Annotated in this window: 18 protein-coding genes; 12 read left to right on the top strand and 6 right to left on the bottom strand. The window is 67.3% G+C overall.

Annotated elements, in window-relative coordinates:
* The first annotated feature begins 26 nt into the window (after positions 1-26).
* Positions 27-236 (top strand): hypothetical protein, encoded by a 210-nt coding sequence (locus AC06FB_RS12095; RefSeq protein ID WP_478053732.1) that lies wholly within the window; start codon positions 27-29, stop codon positions 234-236.
* Positions 237-304: 68 nt separating this feature from the next.
* Here the strand turns inward: AC06FB_RS12095 and AC06FB_RS12090 are convergent, their stop codons facing one another.
* Positions 305-1,426: an HDOD domain-containing protein gene (locus tag AC06FB_RS12090; RefSeq protein ID WP_053519181.1), complete on the bottom strand. Its 1,122-nt coding sequence runs from the start codon at positions 1,424-1,426 to the stop codon at positions 305-307.
* Positions 1,427-1,577: 151 nt separating this feature from the next.
* Positions 1,578-2,117 (bottom strand): inorganic diphosphatase, encoded by a 540-nt coding sequence (ppa, locus tag AC06FB_RS12085; protein WP_111186801.1) that lies wholly within the window; start codon positions 2,115-2,117, stop codon positions 1,578-1,580.
* 187 nt (positions 2,118-2,304) lie between these two features.
* On the opposite strand from ppa, the gene AC06FB_RS12080 reads away from it, so the two are divergent.
* From AC06FB_RS12080 to AC06FB_RS12060, 5 genes are all read left to right on the top strand, one after another.
* A complete protein-coding gene (locus AC06FB_RS12080; RefSeq protein ID WP_193396835.1) occupies positions 2,305-2,805 on the top strand; it encodes a hypothetical protein in 501 nt (166 codons plus the stop codon).
* On the top strand, positions 2,805-3,281 hold the full coding sequence (locus AC06FB_RS12075) for a hypothetical protein (protein ID WP_111186799.1): 477 nt from the start codon (positions 2,805-2,807) through the stop codon (positions 3,279-3,281). The genes AC06FB_RS12080 and AC06FB_RS12075 overlap by 1 nt, the downstream gene beginning before the upstream one ends.
* A 79-nt stretch (positions 3,282-3,360) precedes the next feature.
* On the top strand, positions 3,361-3,867 hold the full coding sequence (locus tag AC06FB_RS12070) for an RNA polymerase sigma factor (RefSeq protein WP_053519189.1): 507 nt from the start codon (positions 3,361-3,363) through the stop codon (positions 3,865-3,867).
* A 105-nt stretch (positions 3,868-3,972) separates the two neighbouring features.
* Entirely contained in the window at positions 3,973-4,911 is a 939-nt protein-coding gene (locus AC06FB_RS12065) for a FecR family protein (protein WP_478053731.1), read from the top strand.
* Between the two features lie 169 nt (positions 4,912-5,080).
* The gene (locus AC06FB_RS12060) at positions 5,081-7,996 is read left to right on the top strand and encodes a TonB-dependent receptor (protein ID WP_478053730.1); all 2,916 of its coding nucleotides are present in this window, start codon (positions 5,081-5,083) and stop codon (positions 7,994-7,996) included.
* A 71-nt stretch (positions 7,997-8,067) separates the two neighbouring features.
* Here AC06FB_RS12060 and AC06FB_RS12055 read toward each other — a convergent pair whose 3' ends face one another.
* Entirely contained in the window at positions 8,068-8,325 is a 258-nt protein-coding gene (locus AC06FB_RS12055) for a DUF2789 domain-containing protein (protein WP_053519195.1), read from the bottom strand.
* Between the two features lie 107 nt (positions 8,326-8,432).
* Here AC06FB_RS12055 and AC06FB_RS12050 point away from each other — a divergent pair, with 107 nt between their 5' ends.
* Positions 8,433-9,020, top strand: coding sequence for a biliverdin-producing heme oxygenase (locus tag AC06FB_RS12050; RefSeq protein ID WP_065175093.1), 588 nt, complete (start codon positions 8,433-8,435; stop codon positions 9,018-9,020).
* A gap of 31 nt (positions 9,021-9,051) precedes the next feature.
* The gene (locus tag AC06FB_RS12045; RefSeq protein ID WP_065181703.1) at positions 9,052-9,483 is read left to right on the top strand and encodes a YbaN family protein; all 432 of its coding nucleotides are present in this window, start codon (positions 9,052-9,054) and stop codon (positions 9,481-9,483) included.
* A 49-nt stretch (positions 9,484-9,532) separates the two neighbouring features.
* Here the strand turns inward: AC06FB_RS12045 and AC06FB_RS12040 are convergent, their stop codons facing one another.
* Positions 9,533-11,560 carry a sodium-translocating pyrophosphatase gene (locus AC06FB_RS12040; RefSeq protein WP_065175091.1) on the bottom strand — a complete coding sequence of 676 codons (2,028 nt, stop codon included), beginning with the start codon at positions 11,558-11,560 and terminating at the stop codon, positions 9,533-9,535.
* A gap of 282 nt (positions 11,561-11,842) precedes the next feature.
* Between AC06FB_RS12040 and AC06FB_RS12035 the strand changes: the two genes are divergently transcribed.
* The gene (locus tag AC06FB_RS12035) at positions 11,843-12,346 is read left to right on the top strand and encodes a hypothetical protein (RefSeq protein ID WP_065175090.1); all 504 of its coding nucleotides are present in this window, start codon (positions 11,843-11,845) and stop codon (positions 12,344-12,346) included.
* A 119-nt stretch (positions 12,347-12,465) separates the two neighbouring features.
* Here the strand turns inward: AC06FB_RS12035 and AC06FB_RS12030 are convergent, their stop codons facing one another.
* Together AC06FB_RS12030 and AC06FB_RS12025 are read right to left on the bottom strand one after the other, a co-directional pair.
* Complete coding sequence (locus AC06FB_RS12030) at positions 12,466-12,855, bottom strand: DUF488 domain-containing protein (protein ID WP_053519206.1); 390 nt, start codon at positions 12,853-12,855, stop codon at positions 12,466-12,468.
* An 8-nt stretch (positions 12,856-12,863) separates the two neighbouring features.
* The gene (locus AC06FB_RS12025; protein WP_053519209.1) at positions 12,864-14,120 is read right to left on the bottom strand and encodes a 6-phosphofructokinase; all 1,257 of its coding nucleotides are present in this window, start codon (positions 14,118-14,120) and stop codon (positions 12,864-12,866) included.
* 135 nt (positions 14,121-14,255) lie between these two features.
* Between AC06FB_RS12025 and AC06FB_RS12020 the strand changes: the two genes are divergently transcribed.
* From AC06FB_RS12020 to AC06FB_RS12010, 3 genes are all read left to right on the top strand, one after another.
* Positions 14,256-14,819 (top strand): adenylate kinase, encoded by a 564-nt coding sequence (locus AC06FB_RS12020; protein ID WP_053519211.1) that lies wholly within the window; start codon positions 14,256-14,258, stop codon positions 14,817-14,819.
* 322 nt (positions 14,820-15,141) lie between these two features.
* The gene (mpl, locus tag AC06FB_RS12015; RefSeq protein WP_065181702.1) at positions 15,142-16,506 is read left to right on the top strand and encodes a UDP-N-acetylmuramate:L-alanyl-gamma-D-glutamyl-meso-diaminopimelate ligase; all 1,365 of its coding nucleotides are present in this window, start codon (positions 15,142-15,144) and stop codon (positions 16,504-16,506) included.
* Positions 16,503-17,081: an LON peptidase substrate-binding domain-containing protein gene (locus AC06FB_RS12010; protein WP_478053729.1), complete on the top strand. Its 579-nt coding sequence runs from the start codon at positions 16,503-16,505 to the stop codon at positions 17,079-17,081. Before mpl ends, AC06FB_RS12010 begins: the two co-directional genes overlap by 4 nt.
* Positions 17,082-17,096 lie beyond the last annotated feature (15 nt).

Genomic DNA, 17,096 nt, shown 5'->3' with positions numbered 1-17,096 from the left:
CCAATACCGGACACTGGGAGATGGATATGAAGCGCACGCTTTTCCGCCAGGTATCGGCCGCCGTCCTGATCTATGCAACGCTGGTGGGCTCGCTGTCCGCACAGAACATCATCGTCTGCGGCGGCGGTGTGTACTGCGAGCAACTCCGGCTGGAGTGCCTGGCCAAGGGCAACGCCCCGACCCTGTGCGAGCGTCAATGGCGTCTGTGCGTGCTGGACGCCTGTCCGCAGCGCTGAGAGAGAAAAAAGGGCGCGTCCGTTGGACGCGCCCTCATGCGAGGTGACGGCAGTCGCCTGCGTGCTGCTCAGGCGTCAGTGGGTGTCAGCCCCATCAGTGCATTGGCATGCTCACGCCACTGCGGCAATCGATTGAGTACGCCTGCGCGCTGCAGGTAGTCCTCGTCAACGGGATCGCCGTTGACCAGCGCCAGCGCCACGTGCACCGCGCCGGTCACCCAGAAACTGCGGGTCGTGGCGCGTTGCGGCTGCAGGTGGAACGCCACCGCTTCGATGATCGGCATCGGCAGGCCCCACAGCCCCAGCAGGTAGGCGCCGGCTTCGGCGTGCCCGGGACGGAGGTCGCCGGCCAGCGCAGGCTCGCTGCGCTCGTTGCGGACGCCCGGCAGCAGCAGGCCGATGTCAGCCAGCAGCGCCGCGGTGGCACCCAGTTCCGCACTGGAATCGGGCAGCAGGCGGGCGGCCAGGCGCGAGGCGAGCAGGGCGCGCTGCTGCAGCGAGTTGCGTTCGGCCGCAGACAGCGTCGGTGCCGAGAACACCTCGCTTGCCAGGACCAGGTCGCGCAGGGTGGACAGGCCCAGTCGGGTGACCGCCGTGCGCAGATCGGCGATGGTGCGGCCCTGGCTGAAGAAGGCCGAGTTGGACAGCTGCAGGACTTTCGCGGCGATGGCAGGATCGGCGGCGACCAGTTTGGCCACGTCGGCGCTGTCGGTATCGTCATCGTGTTCCAGGGCCTGGGTCAGGCTCAGGTACAGGTGTGGCGGCGAAGGCAGCTTCTCGATGCGGCCGATGGCATCACGCAGGCGCGGGCTGTCCAGCACCTCGCGCAGCTCTTCCAGGCTGGTCAAGGCCTCCAGCAGCACCTCCGGCGCCAGTGGCAGCGGCAGGAAGCGGTGGGCAACGCCGATCAGGCGCGCCGGTGGTGGCCGGTTGCCGTGCTGGGCATCGACCAGGGCGATACGGATGGTTTCCGGGCGCAGTGTCCGGATCTGCCCCAGCAAGGTGGTGGCATTGAGGTCCGGCAGCTGCGGGCAGACGATCACCGCGTCCACGCCCTGCGTCGCCACTGCCGTCATCGCGGTGTGGCCGTCGGCGGCGGTCAGCGGCTGCCAGTCTTCCCCAAGATCGGCAATGAATTCGGTCAGCTCGGCCGGCAGGCTGGCTGCATCTCCAACAAGCAGAATACGCACGACACAATCCCCTGGCTGTCTCGACGCTGGATGTCGACGACGTGTGAAGTGACGCAATTTACCTAATACAGCACCCGGAGTGCTGTGCCGCGGTGTTGAAACGTGACCCGCATCGCTCCGGCAGGACACACCGGAGCGACGCGGTTCAGGATCAGGCCTTGCTGCCTTCCAGGTAGCGCGCGTGCGCTTCGATCAGGATCTGCTTGGCTTCCGCCGCGCCGCCCCAGCCGTCGAGCTTGACCCACTTGCCCTTTTCGAGGTCCTTGTAGTGCTCGAAGAAGTGGCCGATGCGCTCCAGCCAGTGGCTGGAAACCTGCTCGATGTCCTCCACGTGGGCATAGCCGCTGAAGATCTTGGCGACCGGCACGGCCAGGATCTTCTCGTCGCTGCCGGCCTCATCGCTCATCTTCAGCACGCCGACCGGGCGGCAGCGCACCACCGAGCCCGGCACCAGCGGCAGCGGCAGCACCACCAGCACGTCGGCCGGATCGCCGTCGCCGCACAGGGTGCTGGGCACGTAGCCGTAGTTGCACGGGTAGCGCATCGGGGTCGACAGGATGCGGTCGACGAAGATCGCGCCGGTTTCCTTGTCCACTTCGTATTTCACCGGCTCCGAGTCCTTCGGGATCTCGATGATGACGTTGATTTCTTCCGGCGGGTTCTTGCCGGGCGAGACGAGTTCCAGACCCATGGTCGTGCTCCAGGTGGGGATGTAGGCGGATAGCCCTCCATTTTATGCCTTTGCAGGCCGCTGTGCAGGTGGGGCGACCCCTACAGGCCGCTGCGCAGGTGGACGACCTGCGGCGCCCGCCTTGCCCGATGGGCCCGGAAGGCCGGCCGGCGCAGGCTGCTGGCTCGTTCCCTGGGAGATATCCGCCATGTCCTGGACAACCCGCTGCTGCGGCACGTTCCTGTTGTTCGCAACCCTGCCGGCGCTGGCACACGCCAGCCATGTCGACCTTGTCGACTACCCCTCGCCCCAAGCCAATCGGGACCGCTTCCACCGGTTGCAGGCGTCGCTGGTGCGCGAGTTCGACGGCATCTGCGCCGACACCTTCTGCGAAGGTGAGTACAGCAACTACCGGGTACTGACGTTCCGCTGCGCCGTTCAGGCCGACGCCGGTACCGTACGCCACTGCGCCTGGGGCATCGTGGCCAGCGAGCTGCAGGTCGAACCGGTCCGCGGCGAAGTGCAGGTGGACAATGCGCGCTGGATCTGCCCCGTCACCCTTGGGGAGGGGATTCCGGTGGAGGTGTTCCACGCGACGCTGGAGCAGGAGGAGGGCGCGTTCGAGCCCTTCCCGGGAACCGATGTGACGGTCTTCGACACACTGCCGACCTGCCTGGGGCGGCCGGGCAATGCCGGGAGGGCCGCCTGATGCGCGCGCTGAAGAGGGGTGTTCTTGCAGGCCTGATGGGGCTGGCCGGCGCGGCACACGCTGCGCCGGCCTATGTGGATGCACGCCTGTTCCCCAACCAGGCGGCTGGGTGGCAACGCTTCCTGGCGGTCGAACGGTCGCTGCGGCAGAGCTTTGACCACGTCTGCGGTGACACCTTCTGCGAAGGTGAATACAGCAATCTGCTGCCGATGCGGTTGCGCTGCTCGGTGCATGCGGCGAGCGGCGCCATCCAGAGCTGCATCTGGACCTTCGCCGGCAGCGCCACCGCGGTGGCTGATGATGGACGGATCGATGTCGACCTGCGCAGTTTCGCCTGTCCACTGCCCGTGGCGACGGGAACACGGCTTGAGGACTTCCTCCGTGCGCTGGAGCAGGCCGCGCCCGTCCGTGCGATCCATGTCACGCCGCCAGGCAGCCGCATTTCGATTCACGAGGGGCTGATCGGTTGCCTGTGATTCTCTCAAATGAGAACGTGACTGATTCGCATTGACGGTGTAGCATGCGCGGCGCCCTCCCGTCGTACCGGCTCCGCGCATGCCATCCAATGCCGCCACCCTCACCGAACTGCTGATCCGAGAGCGGCCGGCGCTGCTGCGCCGGGTGCAGCGCATCCTGGGGGGCGACCCGGGTGCGGAGGACGTGATCCAGGCTGTCTGGTTCAAGGCCCGCGGGGTGGGCAACGCCCCGTTGATCGACAATCCCAGGGCCTATCTGTACCGCCTGGCAGCCAACCTGGCGACCGATCATGGACGCGAGTCGACGCGCCGCAACCGCCTGTTGGCCGATCACTACCTGTGGGGACCGGACGAGGCTACGTCCACGTCCACCGAAGAGCAGGTGATGGCGCAGGATGAGCTGCAGCGTGTCCTCGATGCGGCCAGCCACCTGCCGGAGCCGACCCGTGCCATCTTCCGCCTCAATCGGCTGCAGGGCCTGACCCAGGCCGAGATCGCGCGTCGCCTTGGCGTGTCGGTCACCACCGTGGAGAACCACATCCGCGCCGCGTTGCAGCGCCTGGCCTGGGCCCGCAGCGGCCGCTGAGCGGACGCGCTTGGGGATGGGCCTGGTTCAAACGTCTTGATGGCTGGACTGTACCTGCGGTCCAGTTCCCTATTCCCGCGCGTGAGTATTCCTGTCCGCCAGCCAATGAGCCCGCCGAACACTTCTTCTCCCGCCGCCTGCGAAGACGTCGTGGCCGAACAGGCCATGCGCTGGATCGCGTGGCTGGCATCGGGCGACATCACCGATGCTGGCATGTGCGAATTCGAAGAGTGGCTGGCGCAACCGGGCCATCGCCACGCCTTCGAGCAGCAGCGCACGCTGTGGCGCAGCCTCGGCCCTCGACCGGCTGTCGCGTCTGCGGTGCGGCGCCGGCGTCAGCGGCTGCGCTGGATGACGGCTGCCGCTGCCGCCCTGGCGATGCTGATGGTCTGGCCCGAGGCGTCCCTGCGCCTGCAGGCGGACCACCGCAGCCGCCAGAGCGTCCAGCATGTGCAGTTGCCCGACGGCAGCCGTGCGGTGCTCGACGCGGACAGCGCGATCGCCGTGCACTTCGATGCGGGCACTCGGCGGGTCGATCTGCTGCGTGGCCGCGCCTGGTTCGAGGTGGTCGCCGATCCGCAGCGGCGCTTCAGCGTGGCCGCAGGCAACGGCGTGGTTGAAGACATCTCCACGGCATTCTCCGTGTCGCGGGTCGAGGAAGCGGTTGAAACCCAGGTCGGGCAGGGCAGGGTGCGCGTGGCCGCCCCGGCCGACAGTGGCTGGACCTATCTGCAGGCGGGGCAGCGTGCGCAGTACGGTTCCGCGTCCGGCGTCGTCCGCCTTAGCGATGTCGCTGCCGACAGCGTGGGTGCGTGGCGCCAGGGCGAACTGCTGCTGGAGCAGGCCAATGTTGCCGATGCAGTGCATCTGCTTGGTCGTTATCGTGCTGGTCCGACCTTCGTGCAGGGCGGCCTTTCGACCTTGCCGGCCGTGAGCGCCGCACTGCGTATCGATCGCCCCGAACAGGCCCTGGATGCACTCGCGGAGACGACGGGGCTGAGGATCACCCGCCTGCCGATGGGTGTGGTCATCGTTCACAGATGACGCCGTGTCACGTGTGGAGACGTGATCGGCAGTGATCCCCCTTGGGGCTGTGGCGCTGCCGTTCGTCTTACTCCACGAACGTACCCGCAGCCGCCACGTACGTCGCCGTGTCCACGCGTGCCGTGGATGACGCCGCGCCTGCGGCTCCGCTTTCCTGACAGGTTTCTCCATGTTCGATTCCCCACGTCCGGGCCGCACTCCGCGCCCGTCCCGCCTGTGTGTCGCACTGCTCGCCGCCGGTATTGCCGGCGCAGTACCGCCCGCGCTGGCCCAGGACACTGCCAACCCGCAGGCAGCCGCGCAGCGCTTCGACATTCCCGCGCAGCCGCTCGACAGCGCGTTGCGCAGCTACATGCGGCAGTCCGGCGTACAGGTGGTCTATCCGGCTGCGTTGGCCAGCGGCGTCACGTCGCAGGCGGTCAGCGGCCCGCTCACCGCAGACGAGGCGCTGACGCGGCTGTTGCAGGGCAGTGGCATGGGCGTGCGCCGTGTCGGCGACGGTGCAGTGACACTGGCAGCGGCCGGCGCCCTGCAGGCGCAATCGCCGACCATCACCGGCCCGCTGCGTGTGGCCGGCGATCGCGTCGCTGAAGGCATCGGCAGCGACGAGGCGCACCTGCTCGACACCTATCGCAGCGTCGGCTCGACCACCACGCTGGATCGCACAACGCTGGAGCGCTTCCGTGGCACATCCAACGGCGACATCGTCAAGGGCGTGGCCGGGGTCACCGCCGGTGATCCGCGCGTGGGCAACGGTTTCGACGTGAACATCCGCGGCATCCAGGGCCAGAGCCGCGTGCCCGTCATCATCGATGGCGGGCAGTCCAGCATGGACACCTACCGGGGCTACGCCGGCCAGTCACAGCGCAGCTATCTTGATCCGGACCTGATCTCACGCCTGACCATCACCAAGGGCCCCAGCCTGAAGGCCAACGCGTCCGGCGGCATCGGCGGCGTGGTGGAGATGGAGACGCTGAACGTGGGTGACATCCTGCGCGAGGGCCGCGATGTCGGCGTCCGCGTGCGCGCTGGGTTGGCCAACGCCAGCGCCAACAGCGTGCCGGCATACAGCGCCGTGCCCCGCACGGACCGCAGCGCCACCGGAAGCCAGTTCTTCAACGTTGCCGCCGCCGGGCAGTGGGACCGCTTCGATCTGGTCGCGGCGTACGCCCGCCGCGACAACGGCAACTACTTCTCCGGCAGGCACGGATACGATGACTTTCCGCAGACCCGGCGCACGCTGGCACCGTTGAATCCGCCGCGCACCGAAGTGTTCAACACCTCCTCGCGCTCGACGTCGGCCCTGCTCAAGGGCACCTGGCGCATCGACGATGCGCAGACCCTCGAAGCTGGCTATCGCCGCTATGAGGGCCGCGCCGGCGAGATCATGGCCTCGCAGATCATCCGCGTTGAGCGGGATCGCATTCCACAATGGGACCCGGGCCATGTCGACATGGACAGCTACAGCCTGCGCTATCGCTTCGATCCAGACAGCGAGCGAATCGATCTGCGCGTCAACGCCTGGTACACCGATGCCGACAGCGTGATGTACAACAGCCTGACCGGCATCACGCCGTGGTACTTCGACCGCCGTACCGAGTGGTACGACGCGCCGAGTTTCAGCGGCGATCCGGGTTACAAGGATGCCTACCGCAATCCGCTGCGACAGAAGCGCTTCGGCCTGGATGCCAGCAACACCTCGATCTTCGACACCCGTGCAGGCGTGTTCACCCTCGACTACGGCCTGTCCTACAGCGACGAGGACATCGCACCGGGCAGCTCCGCACCGATCAAGCAGGATGATCTGGTCAACAACCGTTTCCTGCGCAACGCTGAGCGCAAGGAGTACAGCGCCGTGGCGTCGCTGAAGTGGCAGCCCGACGAACACTGGGAGTTGATGGCCGGTGGCCGCTGGAACCGGGTGGACGTGCATGACCGCAATCGTCTGGCCACACCCGATGCCTATGAAGTGCAGGGACAGTACCGCTACACCGAGCTGCTGGATGGCAACCCGGCACTGCCCTCCTGGCGCGCCAAGCGCATCGCGCTGCTGAACTGGTATCCGGACGCCGAGGGTGCGTTCACCCAGGCCTCGCTGTTGGCCTCGCCGTACAAGAAAGGCACGGTGGCTGACATTGGTGGCTGGAACTTCTACGACGCTGATGCACCGGAAGACCTGGAGGTGCCGGTCAGGTGGACCTGGTCGCAACCGATCCGTCGCCGCGACAGTGCCTTTTCACCCACCGCCAGCGTGGCCTATCGCTTCAGCGAGGACACGATGGTCTACGTGAAGTACGCCGAGGGCACCAAGCTGCCGAGCCTGTTCGAGACGACACTGGGCTTGTTCACCGCCGCCAAACCCGTCGGAGAGCTGAAGCCGGAGCGCGCGCGCAGTTGGGAAATCGGTGCCAGCACCGTCCACCATGACCTGTTCACCGCCGGCGATCGCCTGGCGCTGAAGCTGGCGTACTTCGATACGCGCATCGATGACCTGATCACGCGTGACTACCGCACGCTGTCCGCCGGCCTGATCCGCAACGTCGACCAGTTCAAGGTCTCAGGCATGGAGTTCCAGTCCAGCTATGACAGCGGCAAGGTATTTGCCGACCTGTCCGCGCATTACTACTTCAAGGCCAAGACCTGCGCCCCGGACATCGCCGCCGAGCGCCGGGCGTACGGTGCACAGCGCAACAACGATGAACTGGCCAGTACGCCCAACTGCGTGGACGGTGGCTTCGAGGGTTCCTACACCAATACGCAGAACCCGCCGCGCTACATGGTGAACCTGACGGCTGGATCGCGCCTGTTCGACGAGCGCCTGACCTTCGGCACCCGGGTGATCCACAACGCCGGCCCGATCAGCAGACTGGACAAGGACTGGAATGTCGGCCTTTCGGCGATCCAGCAGCTGTACCGGCCCACCACCCTGGTGGATCTGTTCGCCAGCTGGCGCTTCAGCGACCAGCTGTCGGTGGAGGCGAACGTGGACAACGTGACGGATCGTTACTATCTCGATCCGCTCGCCCTGGGCGTGATGCCCGCCCCGGGCCGTACCGCGCGCCTTGCATTCACCTGGAGGTACTGAGCGTAGCCTGTGGGCGTCCTGCAGCGTCCGGTGCGGACCGGCCACTGCACCGCCTTGCCGCGACCGCAGGCTTACAGCCCGGTCGCTGCCTTCACCGCATCTTCGTGCAGCGACTCGTTCAGTTCATCGACCACCGTGCTCCAGGCCGCATCGGCCTGCAGCGATTCGGCCAGGAACTGCCGCTGGCCATCGTTCCAGTAGGGCGCGTCGGCCACCGCCACGCCGGTAGCCAGCTGGTGGTCGCGGATGAAGCGGGCGATGCCCTCGGCGCTGGCATCCAGGCCCAGCTGCAGGAACAGGTTGGTCATGCGCGGTTCGGTGGTGATCATCATCGGTTCCCGGCGGGAAAGAGGGAGGGGCATTATCGACGCAAGCGGGCTTGGGGAAAGCCCTGCGCCACACGTCTACAGCAGGACCTCTCTCCCAGGTACCCTCCATGAACGCACATATCGCTCCTGAAGACAGCCGCAGCCTGCGCCTCAAGGCCGCCACGCGCGACAGCCACGGCGCACTGGACAAGCGCATCATGGCCGGTGACATCTTTGCCGATCTCGGCAGCTTCGCCCGCTTCCTGCGCGTGCAGTACCGCTTCCATCGCAGCATCGACCGGCTGTACGCCAGCCCGGCGCTGGACGCATTGCTGCCGGGGCTGGCCGGGCGTCGGCGTCTGCAGCAGGTGGCAGCTGATCTGCACGACCTGGGGCAGGATCTCCCCGGCGCGGACATGGCGCCGTTGGCAGGTGACCTGCCGTTGCCGGTGGCGCTGGGGTGGCTGTACGTGGCCGAAGGCTCCAACCTGGGGGGCACGGTGCTGTACAAGATGGCCGCGCGGCTTGGCCTGGACCAAGGGTTCGGTGCCCGCCACCTGGCTGCGCACCCGGATGGCGCGGCCCGCCACTGGCGGGAATTCACCGCCGCGTTGGATGCGGTGCCCCTGAGCGCCGCGCAGGAACAGCAGGTGATCGATGCCGCCGATGCCGCGTTCCGTAGCGTGCATGGCCACGTTGAAATCGAGTTCGGCTGATGCCCGGGCTCTGCCTGCGGGCGATGCGCTGATGCGCTGGCTGTGGTTCGCGCTGGGCTGGATGATGGTCGGGCTGGGGGTGATCGGCGCGTTGCTGCCGGTGATGCCCACCACCATCTTCCTGATCCTGGCGCTGGGCTGCTTCGCGCGCAGTTCGCCACGGTTCGAGCAACGGCTGCTGGCACATCCGCGCTACGGCCCGCCGCTGCGACTGTGGCGGGAACAGGGCGCCGTGTCGCGCCGGGGCAAGGCATTGGCCAGCGCTGGCATGGCGGTGGGGTTCGCCTTGTTCTGCTGGGGCGCACACCCTTCCTGGCGGCTGCTGCTGGGCGTGGGCCTGTTCTTCGCGGTCAGCGCCGGCTATGTGCTCAGCCGGCCGGCGCCACGACTGGAGCCGCCCCAGAGTGTCGAACGTGGCGATGTCGGCGATCCACGCCGCTGTGGGCGTCGCTGGAATCGCTGAGTCCGGGTGAGGGGGTGGAACCGGGCCCACGCCCGGCTCCACCGATCCGCTACAGCAGCGGCACCAGCAGCAGCGCCACGATGTTGATGATCTTGATCAGCGGATTGATCGCCGGCCCGGCCGTGTCCTTGTACGGGTCGCCGACCGTGTCGCCGGTCACCGCGGCCTTGTGCGCTTCGCTGCCCTTGCCGCCGAAGTGGCCATCCTCGATGTACTTCTTGGCGTTGTCCCAGGCACCGCCGCCGGTCGTCATCGAAATCGCCACGAACAGGCCGGTGACGATCGTGCCGATCAGCAGGCCCCCCAGTGCGCGTGGGCCCAGCAGCAGGCCGACCACCACCGGCACCACCACCGGCAGCAGCGAGGGCAGGATCATCTCGCGGATCGCAGAACGGGTCAGCATGTCCACGGCCTTGTCGTACTGCGGCTTGCCGGTGCCCTGCATGATGCCGGGGATGTCGCGGAACTGCCGGCGCACTTCCTCCACCACCGCGCCTGCGGCCCGACCCACCGCCTCCATGGCCATCGCGCCGAACAGGTACGGAATCAGGCCGCCGATCAGCAGGCCGATGATCACCGTGTGGTCACTGAGGTCGAAGCGGAACTCCTGCCCGGGGTTCGCCGCCTGCAGGTTGTGTGTGTAGTCGGCGAACAGCACCAGCGCCGCCAGCGCCGCCGAGCCGATCGCATAGCCCTTGGTCACGGCCTTGGTGGTGTTGCCCACCGCGTCAAGCGGATCGGTGATGTCCCGGATCTCCGAGGGCAGTTCGGCCATCTCCGCGATGCCGCCCGCGTTGTCGGTGATCGGTCCGTAGGCGTCGAGGGCCACGATCATGCCGGCCATCGACAGCATGGCAGTAGCGGCGATGGCGATGCCGTACAGGCCGCCCAGCGCGTAGGCGCCCCAGATCGCGGCACAGACCGCCACCACCGGCAGCGCGGTGGACTTCATCGAGATGCCGAGGCCGGCGATGATGTTGGTGCCATGTCCGGTGGTCGACGCCTGGGCGACGTGCTGCACCGGCTTGTACTGGGTACCGGTGTAGTACTCGGTGATCCAGACGATCAGGCCGGTCAGGACCAGGCCGATGAGGGCGCAGCCATACAGCGCCAATGGACCGTGCACGTTGTCGGACATCAGCCCCGTGGTGATCGGGTAGAAGGCGATCGCCGCCAGAACACCCGACACGATCACGCCCTTGTACAGGGCCCCCATGATCGAGCCACCGGGCTTCACCTTGACGAACAGTGCGCCGATGATCGATGCGATGATCGACACGCCTCCCAGCACCAGCGGATACAGCACGGCGTTGGCGCCGGCTTCGGCGAGCATCAGGCTGCCCAGCAGCATGGTTGCGATCACCGTGACTGCGTAGGTTTCGAACAGGTCGGCGGCCATGCCGGCGCAGTCACCGACGTTGTCGCCGACGTTGTCGGCGATCACCGCCGGGTTGCGCGGATCGTCTTCGGGAATGCCGGCTTCGACCTTGCCGACCAGGTCGGCGCCGACGTCGGCGCCCTTGGTGAAGATGCCGCCGCCCAGGCGCGCGAAGATCGAGATCAGGGAAGAGCCGAAGGCCAGGCCGACCAGCGCATGCAGCGCCTGGTCCATCTGCAGCCCGAGCCGCAGCAGCAGGGCGTAATAGCCGGCCACGCCCAGCAGGCCCAGGCCGACCACCAGCATGCCGGTGATCGCACCGCCACGGAACGCTACATCCATCGCCGCGCTGATGCCGTTGCGTGCGGCTTCAGCGGTCCGCACGTTGGCGCGCACCGACACGTTCATGCCGATGTAGCCGGCAACGCCGGACAGCACCGCACCCACCGCGAAGCCGACAGCGGTGTACCAGCTCAGGAACACGCCTACGAGCACGAACAACACCGCGCCGGCGATGCCGATGGTCAGGTACTGGCGGTTCAGATAGGCGCGTGCGCCCTCCTGGATCGCGGTGGCGATCGCGACCATGCGCTCATTGCCGGTGGGTTGGCGCAGGATCCAGCGCGCCGAGACGATTCCGAACAGGATCGCGAGAATGGCGCAGCCCAGCGCCAATGACAGCCCGTGACGTTCCAGCATTAGACCCCTCCGCAGAATGGATGATGAGCATCCAGTGGCGATGAACTTCACCACGAGGGGGACGACGGGCTGCAGCCTGGAACCAACCCGTGCCGACCGTGGCGGTCGTCCGACGTATGGCGGTGTTCAGCATTCCCTGGTGGCCGCAGTATGCGTGCACATGCGCCCGGATGGTAGCGCCGTGCGTGGAAGGCGCAGCGCTTGCCCCTCCACCGACGCGCCTTTGCACCCTGTTAAGCCTTCCTCTGCAAGCCTGCGCTCAGTCCTGAAGGAGACCCTCCCATGCGTCTGTCCCTGTTGATGCTTGCCGCCCTTGTGCCGGCAATGCCTGCATCTGCCGCCGAGACCCCGGAACTGCAACGCGCGGTGGGTGCGCCGCAGGCGGTGGGAGCGGTACACACGCTGCGGCAGATTCCCGAAGCCTGTGCGCGGCTGGAGGGCGCCTTCACCGGCCAGGCTGCCGAGCCGTATCGATTCGCCGTGGTCCGTACCAGCGAGCAGTGCCAGCCGCGCGCTCGTTTTGTCGACTTCGCCAAGGCGCAGCCCGCTGTCGACAAGGGCTGGAAGCTCAATGACGTGATCCGCGTGCCCAGCGCGACGTGCCCGGCACAGCAGGCGGTGGTGCGGGTGTGGCGTCTGCCGGTCGACAACCGCCAAGCGCTGGACGGCCAGGGGCAGTCGCGCATCTATCTGGAAGAAGCAAAGAAGCAGGCCGCCGCCGGCAAGATTCCGCAGGTAACGATGTTCGCCGCGCAGCTGCAGGTGGAAGGCAAGGCCTGCAACTGACGCCGTCCGGCAGGGCGAAGCCACGCAGGGCGTGGATGTACTTCGGCGCGCACCGGTAGCGTCGGGCCATGCCCGGCGGAGAACCCGGTAGTGCCGGCCGCTGGCCGGCACCCCTGCCATCACTCGGCCAGCTTCGCACCGCGGGCCACCAGCAGGTCACGCAGTGCCGAACGATGGCAGTGCGCCTCATCCTCGCAGTAGCAGCCCACGCTGATGTCGGTGTGCTGCGACAGCGCGGCCAGCAGATCCAGCGCGTGGGCTGCGTCGGGCGCCTTCATCTCGGCACGGTAGCTGCGGAAGAAGGCATTCCAGTCGGCCGCGGTGGTCGCCCCGCGAGCCTGTTTCACCCGTTCCGCGCTGGGCGACAACGTCGGGAACCACACGTCGTACCAGTCCTGGCGGGCGAACTCGCTGCGTGGCACGCCGCGCGGCGGGCGGCGTACGGTGCCGATGCGCAGGCCTTCGCCCGGAACGCGCGGAGAACCGAGGCGGACGATCCGCAGGGCCATGATCGCAGTCAGACCTCGAAGGCCGGCAGCGTCTTCTTCACTGCCACGTTCTTCAGCGTCACATACTTCGGCAGGCCATCGGCGCCGTACGGCAGTGGCGCTTCGCCCTTGATCAGCGGTGACAGATAGGCGCGCGCCCGGGCAGTGATGCCGAAGCCGTCGCGCCGGATGAAGCCGGCTGGCATCTTCTTCTCGTGGTTGGCGATCTTCGACAGCGGCGCGGACTCGATCTTCCAGCGGTACGGTGCGTCGCTGCTGCGCACGATCACCGGCATCACCCCGTTCTGGCCCTTCAATGCCAGTTGCACGGCCGCCTTGCCCACGGCCTGCGCCTGGTCCCAGTCGGTGCGGCTGGCGATGTGACGTGCCGAGCGCTGCAGGTAATCGGGCAGGGCCCAGTGCACCTTCAGCCCCAACTGGTCCTTGACCCGGCCAGCGAGGTGCGCGGCGACGCCGCCCAACTGCGAATGACCGAATGAATCCTTGCTGCCGCCGGCATCGGCGACGAAGCGGCCATCTGCCGTGGCGATGCCCTCGGAGGCCACGACCACGCAGTACCCGACGCGTTCGACCACCGCCTTGACCTTGGCCAGGAAGGCCGCCTCGTCATAGGCACGTTCGGGCAGCAGGATGATGTGCGGGGCCTCATCGTCGCCATTGCCGGCCAGGCCTGCGGCAGCGGCCAGCCACCCGGCATGGCGGCCCATCGCTTCGTAGATGAAGACGCGGGTGGAGGTCTCGGCCATCGCCGCGACATCCAGCGCCGCCTCGCGCACCGACACCGCGGTGTACTTGGCCGCCGAGCCGAAGCCGGGGCAGGTATCGGTAACAGCCAGGTCGTTGTCGATGGTCTTCGGCACGCCGATGCAGGTCAGGTCGTAGCCGGATGCCTTGGCCAGCTGCGAGACCTTCAGCGCGGTATCGGCCGAGTCGTTGCCGCCGTTGTAGAGGAACCAGCGCACGTCGTGCGCGCGCAGGACCTGCAGCAGACGTTCGTAGCGCGCACGGTCGGCATCGAGCGACTTCAGCTTGAAGCGGCACGAACCGAAGGCACCGCCCGGTGTATGGGCGAGGGCGCGGATGGCCGCCGCACTCTCCCTGCTGGTATCGATCAGCTCTTCGCGCAGGGCGCCCAGGATGCCGTTGCGGGCCGCCAGGACCTTGATGCCCTTGGCCCGGGCCTGTTCGATCACCGCCGCAGCGGTGGCGTTGATGACCGCGGTGACACCACCGGACTGGGCATAGAGGAGGGTACCGTTGCGCATGCTTCTACCTGCTCAGGGGAGGGACATTGCAGGGACATTACCCGGATGCGGTAAAGTGGCGCTATTGCGGTGCAGCGATACCGGACCGTCCGGGACGCGAACCTTCTTTGTTTTCAACACGTTGGAGTCAGGTCAATGCGATTGGTTCTGTTGGGACCGCCCGGTTCGGGCAAGGGGACACAGGCGACGCGCCTGAAGGACAAGCTGGGCATCGCCCACATCTCGACCGGTGACATGCTGCGTGCGGAGATCGCTGCGGGCTCGGAGCTGGGCAAGCAGGCGAAAGCGGTGATGGATGCCGGCAACCTGGTATCGGACGAGATCCTGCTGGGCATGCTTGAGTCGCGGCTGGCCCAGGCGGATGTCGCCAAGGGCTTCATCCTGGATGGCTACCCGCGCAACGTGGCGCAGGCCAATGCGCTGGACGGCCTGCTGGCCAAGATCGGTCAGCCGCTGGATGCGGTGGTGCAGCTGGATGTGGCCACCGAACTGCTGGTCGAACGCATCGCCGGCCGCGCCAAGGAGCAGGGCCGCGCCGACGACAATCCCGAATCGGTGCGCCAGCGCCTGCAGGTCTACAACGACCAGACCGCGCCGGTGGTGGATTTCTATGCAGGCCGGGGCACCCTGGCACGCGTCGATGGCGTCGGCGAGCTCGACGAGATCGAAGCCCGCATCCTGGCCGCGATCAAGGCCTGAACCAGGCGCGCGGCCGGCTGCGGTCGGCATGCAGAACACAGGCCTGGTCCTTGCGGACCAGGCCTGTGTCGTTTTCATAGGTGCCAGCGGAGGGCTTGCTCAGGGCCCCGCAGCATGAGCTCCCTTGGGGATGGCCTCTTGGGGAGTAGGACCGGTTCGGGTACTGCGGCTGGCAATCCGAATTGTGTCCGGGTTCACAGAACATCGCTATCGGGAATTCCCTGACAGGTGGCTGGAGTTTTCTCACATTGGGTGTAGGACTTGTCTGACCCCATTACGGACATTGGCCCTATACAGCCGTGATCGGTCACAATCCTCGCTCATGAGCAGCGTACATATCCTTGCAATCGCCGGCACCTTCATGGGTGGCGTGGCCGCCCTGGCGCGGGAACTGGGCCATACGGTCAGCGGCAGTGACCAGGCCATCTATCCGCCGATGTCGACCCAGCTGGAGCAGCTGGGCATCACCCTGGACCAGGGCTACCGGGTCGACAGCGTGCCGGCGGGCACCGACCAGGTGGTGATCGGCAACGCGCTCTCGCGTGGCAACCCGGCCGTGGAGGCGGTGCTCGACGCCGGCCAGCGCTACAGCTCCGGCGCGCAGTGGCTGTCCGAGCAGGTGCTGCCGGGCCGCGACACGCTGGCTGTGGCCGGCACCCACGGCAAGACCACCACCACGACCATCCTCACCTGGCTGCTGGAGAATGCCGGTCGCGCACCGGGTTTCCTGATCGGTGGCGTGGCCGAGGATTTCGGCGTTTCCGCCCGCCTCGGCCAGGGCCGTGAGTTCGTGGTGGAAGCCGATGAGTACGACACCGCCTTTTTCGACAAGCGCAGCAAGTTCGTCCACTACCGGCCGCTGGTCGCCATCCTCAACAATCTCGAATACGACCACGCCGACATCTTCCCGGACGTGGCCGCGATCCAGCGCCAGTTCCACCATCTGGTGCGCACCGTGCCGGCGCGCGGCCGCCTGATCGTCAACGGCGAGGACGTGCACCTGGCCGAAGTGCTGGCAATGGGCTGCTGGACGCCGGTCGAGCGTTTCGGATTCGATCCGGCGCTGGAATGGCATGCCGAACTGCTGGCCGCCGATGGCAGCGCCTTCCGCGTGCACCATCACGGGCAAGCGCTGGGCGATGTGCAATGGTCGCTGCTGGGGCGGCACAACGTTCTCAATGGCCTGGCTGCGCTGGCCGCTGCCCATGCGGTGGGCGTGGCACCGGCCGAGGTGATCCCGGCGCTGGCGCGCTTCCGCAGCGTCAAGCGGCGCATGGAAGTGATCGGCAGCCACGACGGCATCACCGTCTACGACGACTTCGCGCACCATCCCACCGCGATCGCCACCACCCTCGAGGGCCTGCGCGCCAAGGTGGGCGATGCACGCATCGTGGTGGCGATGGAACCGCGCAGCAATTCGATGCGGCTGGGCGCACATGCACACGCGCTTGCGCCCTCGCTGGCGCTGGCCGACGAGGTGGTGTTCCTGCATCGTCCCGAGCTGGCCTGGGACGCAGCGTCGGTGATCGCAGCGGTGCGCGGCCACGCGCACGCGGTACCCGATACCGACGCATTGCTGGCACAGCTGCAGGAGCGCGTGCACCGCGGTGACCACGTGGTGTTCATGTCCAATGGTGGCTTCGACGGCGCGCCGCGCCGTTTCCTCGCAGCATTGCAGGCGCGATGAGCACGGACGCGCCACTGCCCCTGTTCCCGCTGCACGCCACCCTGCTGCCTGGCGCGGCGATCGGCCTGCGCGTGTTCGAGCGCCGCTATCTGGACCTGATCCGCGACAGCGGCCGCAGTGCGGAGGGATTCGGCGTCTGCCTGATCCTTGATGGCCAGGAGGTCGGTGCGCCGGCAACGCCGGCCGCCTACGGTGTGCAGGTACGCATCGAGGACTTCGATGTCGGCGCCGACGGCGTGCTGCAGCTGCGCCTGCGCGGTACCCGCCGCTTCCATGTCGAGCGCACCCGGGTGCGCGACAACGGCCTGGTGGTGGCCGATGTGCGCTGGTGCGAAGAAGACCCGGATGACGAGCTGCGTCCACAGCATGCGCTGCTGGCCACCGTGCTGGGTCACATCATCGAGCAGGCCGGCGAAGCCTACGCTCCGGCCAACCCTGCGTTGCTGGACCAGGCAAGCTGGGTCGGTTGGCGGCTGGCCGAGCTGCTGCCGTTGAGCGAACAGCAGCGCCTGCAACTGCTGCAGATGGACGATCCGCATCAGCGCCTGCAGCAGCTGCTGGGCTGGATGCCGTAAAGAATCATCCCGCGC

This window comes from Stenotrophomonas sp. Steno-C15, assembly GCF_056393265.1.
This window is presented reverse-complemented; position numbering and strand designations above follow the sequence as displayed.

Bases quoted from the DNA above. Each gene is read 5' to 3' on its own strand.
- AC06FB_RS12095 (WP_478053732.1), top strand. From the start codon at position 27: ATGAAGCGCACGCTTTTCCGCCAGGTATCGGCCGCCGTCCTGATCTAT.
- ppa (WP_111186801.1), bottom strand. From the start codon at position 2,117: ATGGGTCTGGAACTCGTCTCGCCCGGCAAGAACCCGCCGGAAGAAATC.
- AC06FB_RS12080 (WP_193396835.1), top strand. From the start codon at position 2,305: ATGTCCTGGACAACCCGCTGCTGCGGCACGTTCCTGTTGTTCGCAACC.
- AC06FB_RS12075 (WP_111186799.1), top strand. From the start codon at position 2,805: ATGCGCGCGCTGAAGAGGGGTGTTCTTGCAGGCCTGATGGGGCTGGCC.
- AC06FB_RS12070 (WP_053519189.1), top strand. From the start codon at position 3,361: ATGCCATCCAATGCCGCCACCCTCACCGAACTGCTGATCCGAGAGCGG.
- AC06FB_RS12065 (WP_478053731.1), top strand. From the start codon at position 3,973: ATGAGCCCGCCGAACACTTCTTCTCCCGCCGCCTGCGAAGACGTCGTG.
- AC06FB_RS12060 (WP_478053730.1), top strand. From the start codon at position 5,081: ATGTTCGATTCCCCACGTCCGGGCCGCACTCCGCGCCCGTCCCGCCTG.
- AC06FB_RS12055 (WP_053519195.1), bottom strand. From the start codon at position 8,325: ATGATCACCACCGAACCGCGCATGACCAACCTGTTCCTGCAGCTGGGC.
- AC06FB_RS12050 (WP_065175093.1), top strand. From the start codon at position 8,433: ATGAACGCACATATCGCTCCTGAAGACAGCCGCAGCCTGCGCCTCAAG.
- AC06FB_RS12045 (WP_065181703.1), top strand. From the start codon at position 9,052: ATGCGCTGGCTGTGGTTCGCGCTGGGCTGGATGATGGTCGGGCTGGGG.
- AC06FB_RS12040 (WP_065175091.1), bottom strand. From the start codon at position 11,560: ATGCTGGAACGTCACGGGCTGTCATTGGCGCTGGGCTGCGCCATTCTC.
- AC06FB_RS12035 (WP_065175090.1), top strand. From the start codon at position 11,843: ATGCGTCTGTCCCTGTTGATGCTTGCCGCCCTTGTGCCGGCAATGCCT.
- AC06FB_RS12030 (WP_053519206.1), bottom strand. From the start codon at position 12,855: ATGGCCCTGCGGATCGTCCGCCTCGGTTCTCCGCGCGTTCCGGGCGAA.
- AC06FB_RS12025 (WP_053519209.1), bottom strand. From the start codon at position 14,120: ATGCGCAACGGTACCCTCCTCTATGCCCAGTCCGGTGGTGTCACCGCG.
- AC06FB_RS12020 (WP_053519211.1), top strand. From the start codon at position 14,256: ATGCGATTGGTTCTGTTGGGACCGCCCGGTTCGGGCAAGGGGACACAG.
- mpl (WP_065181702.1), top strand. From the start codon at position 15,142: ATGAGCAGCGTACATATCCTTGCAATCGCCGGCACCTTCATGGGTGGC.
- AC06FB_RS12010 (WP_478053729.1), top strand. From the start codon at position 16,503: ATGAGCACGGACGCGCCACTGCCCCTGTTCCCGCTGCACGCCACCCTG.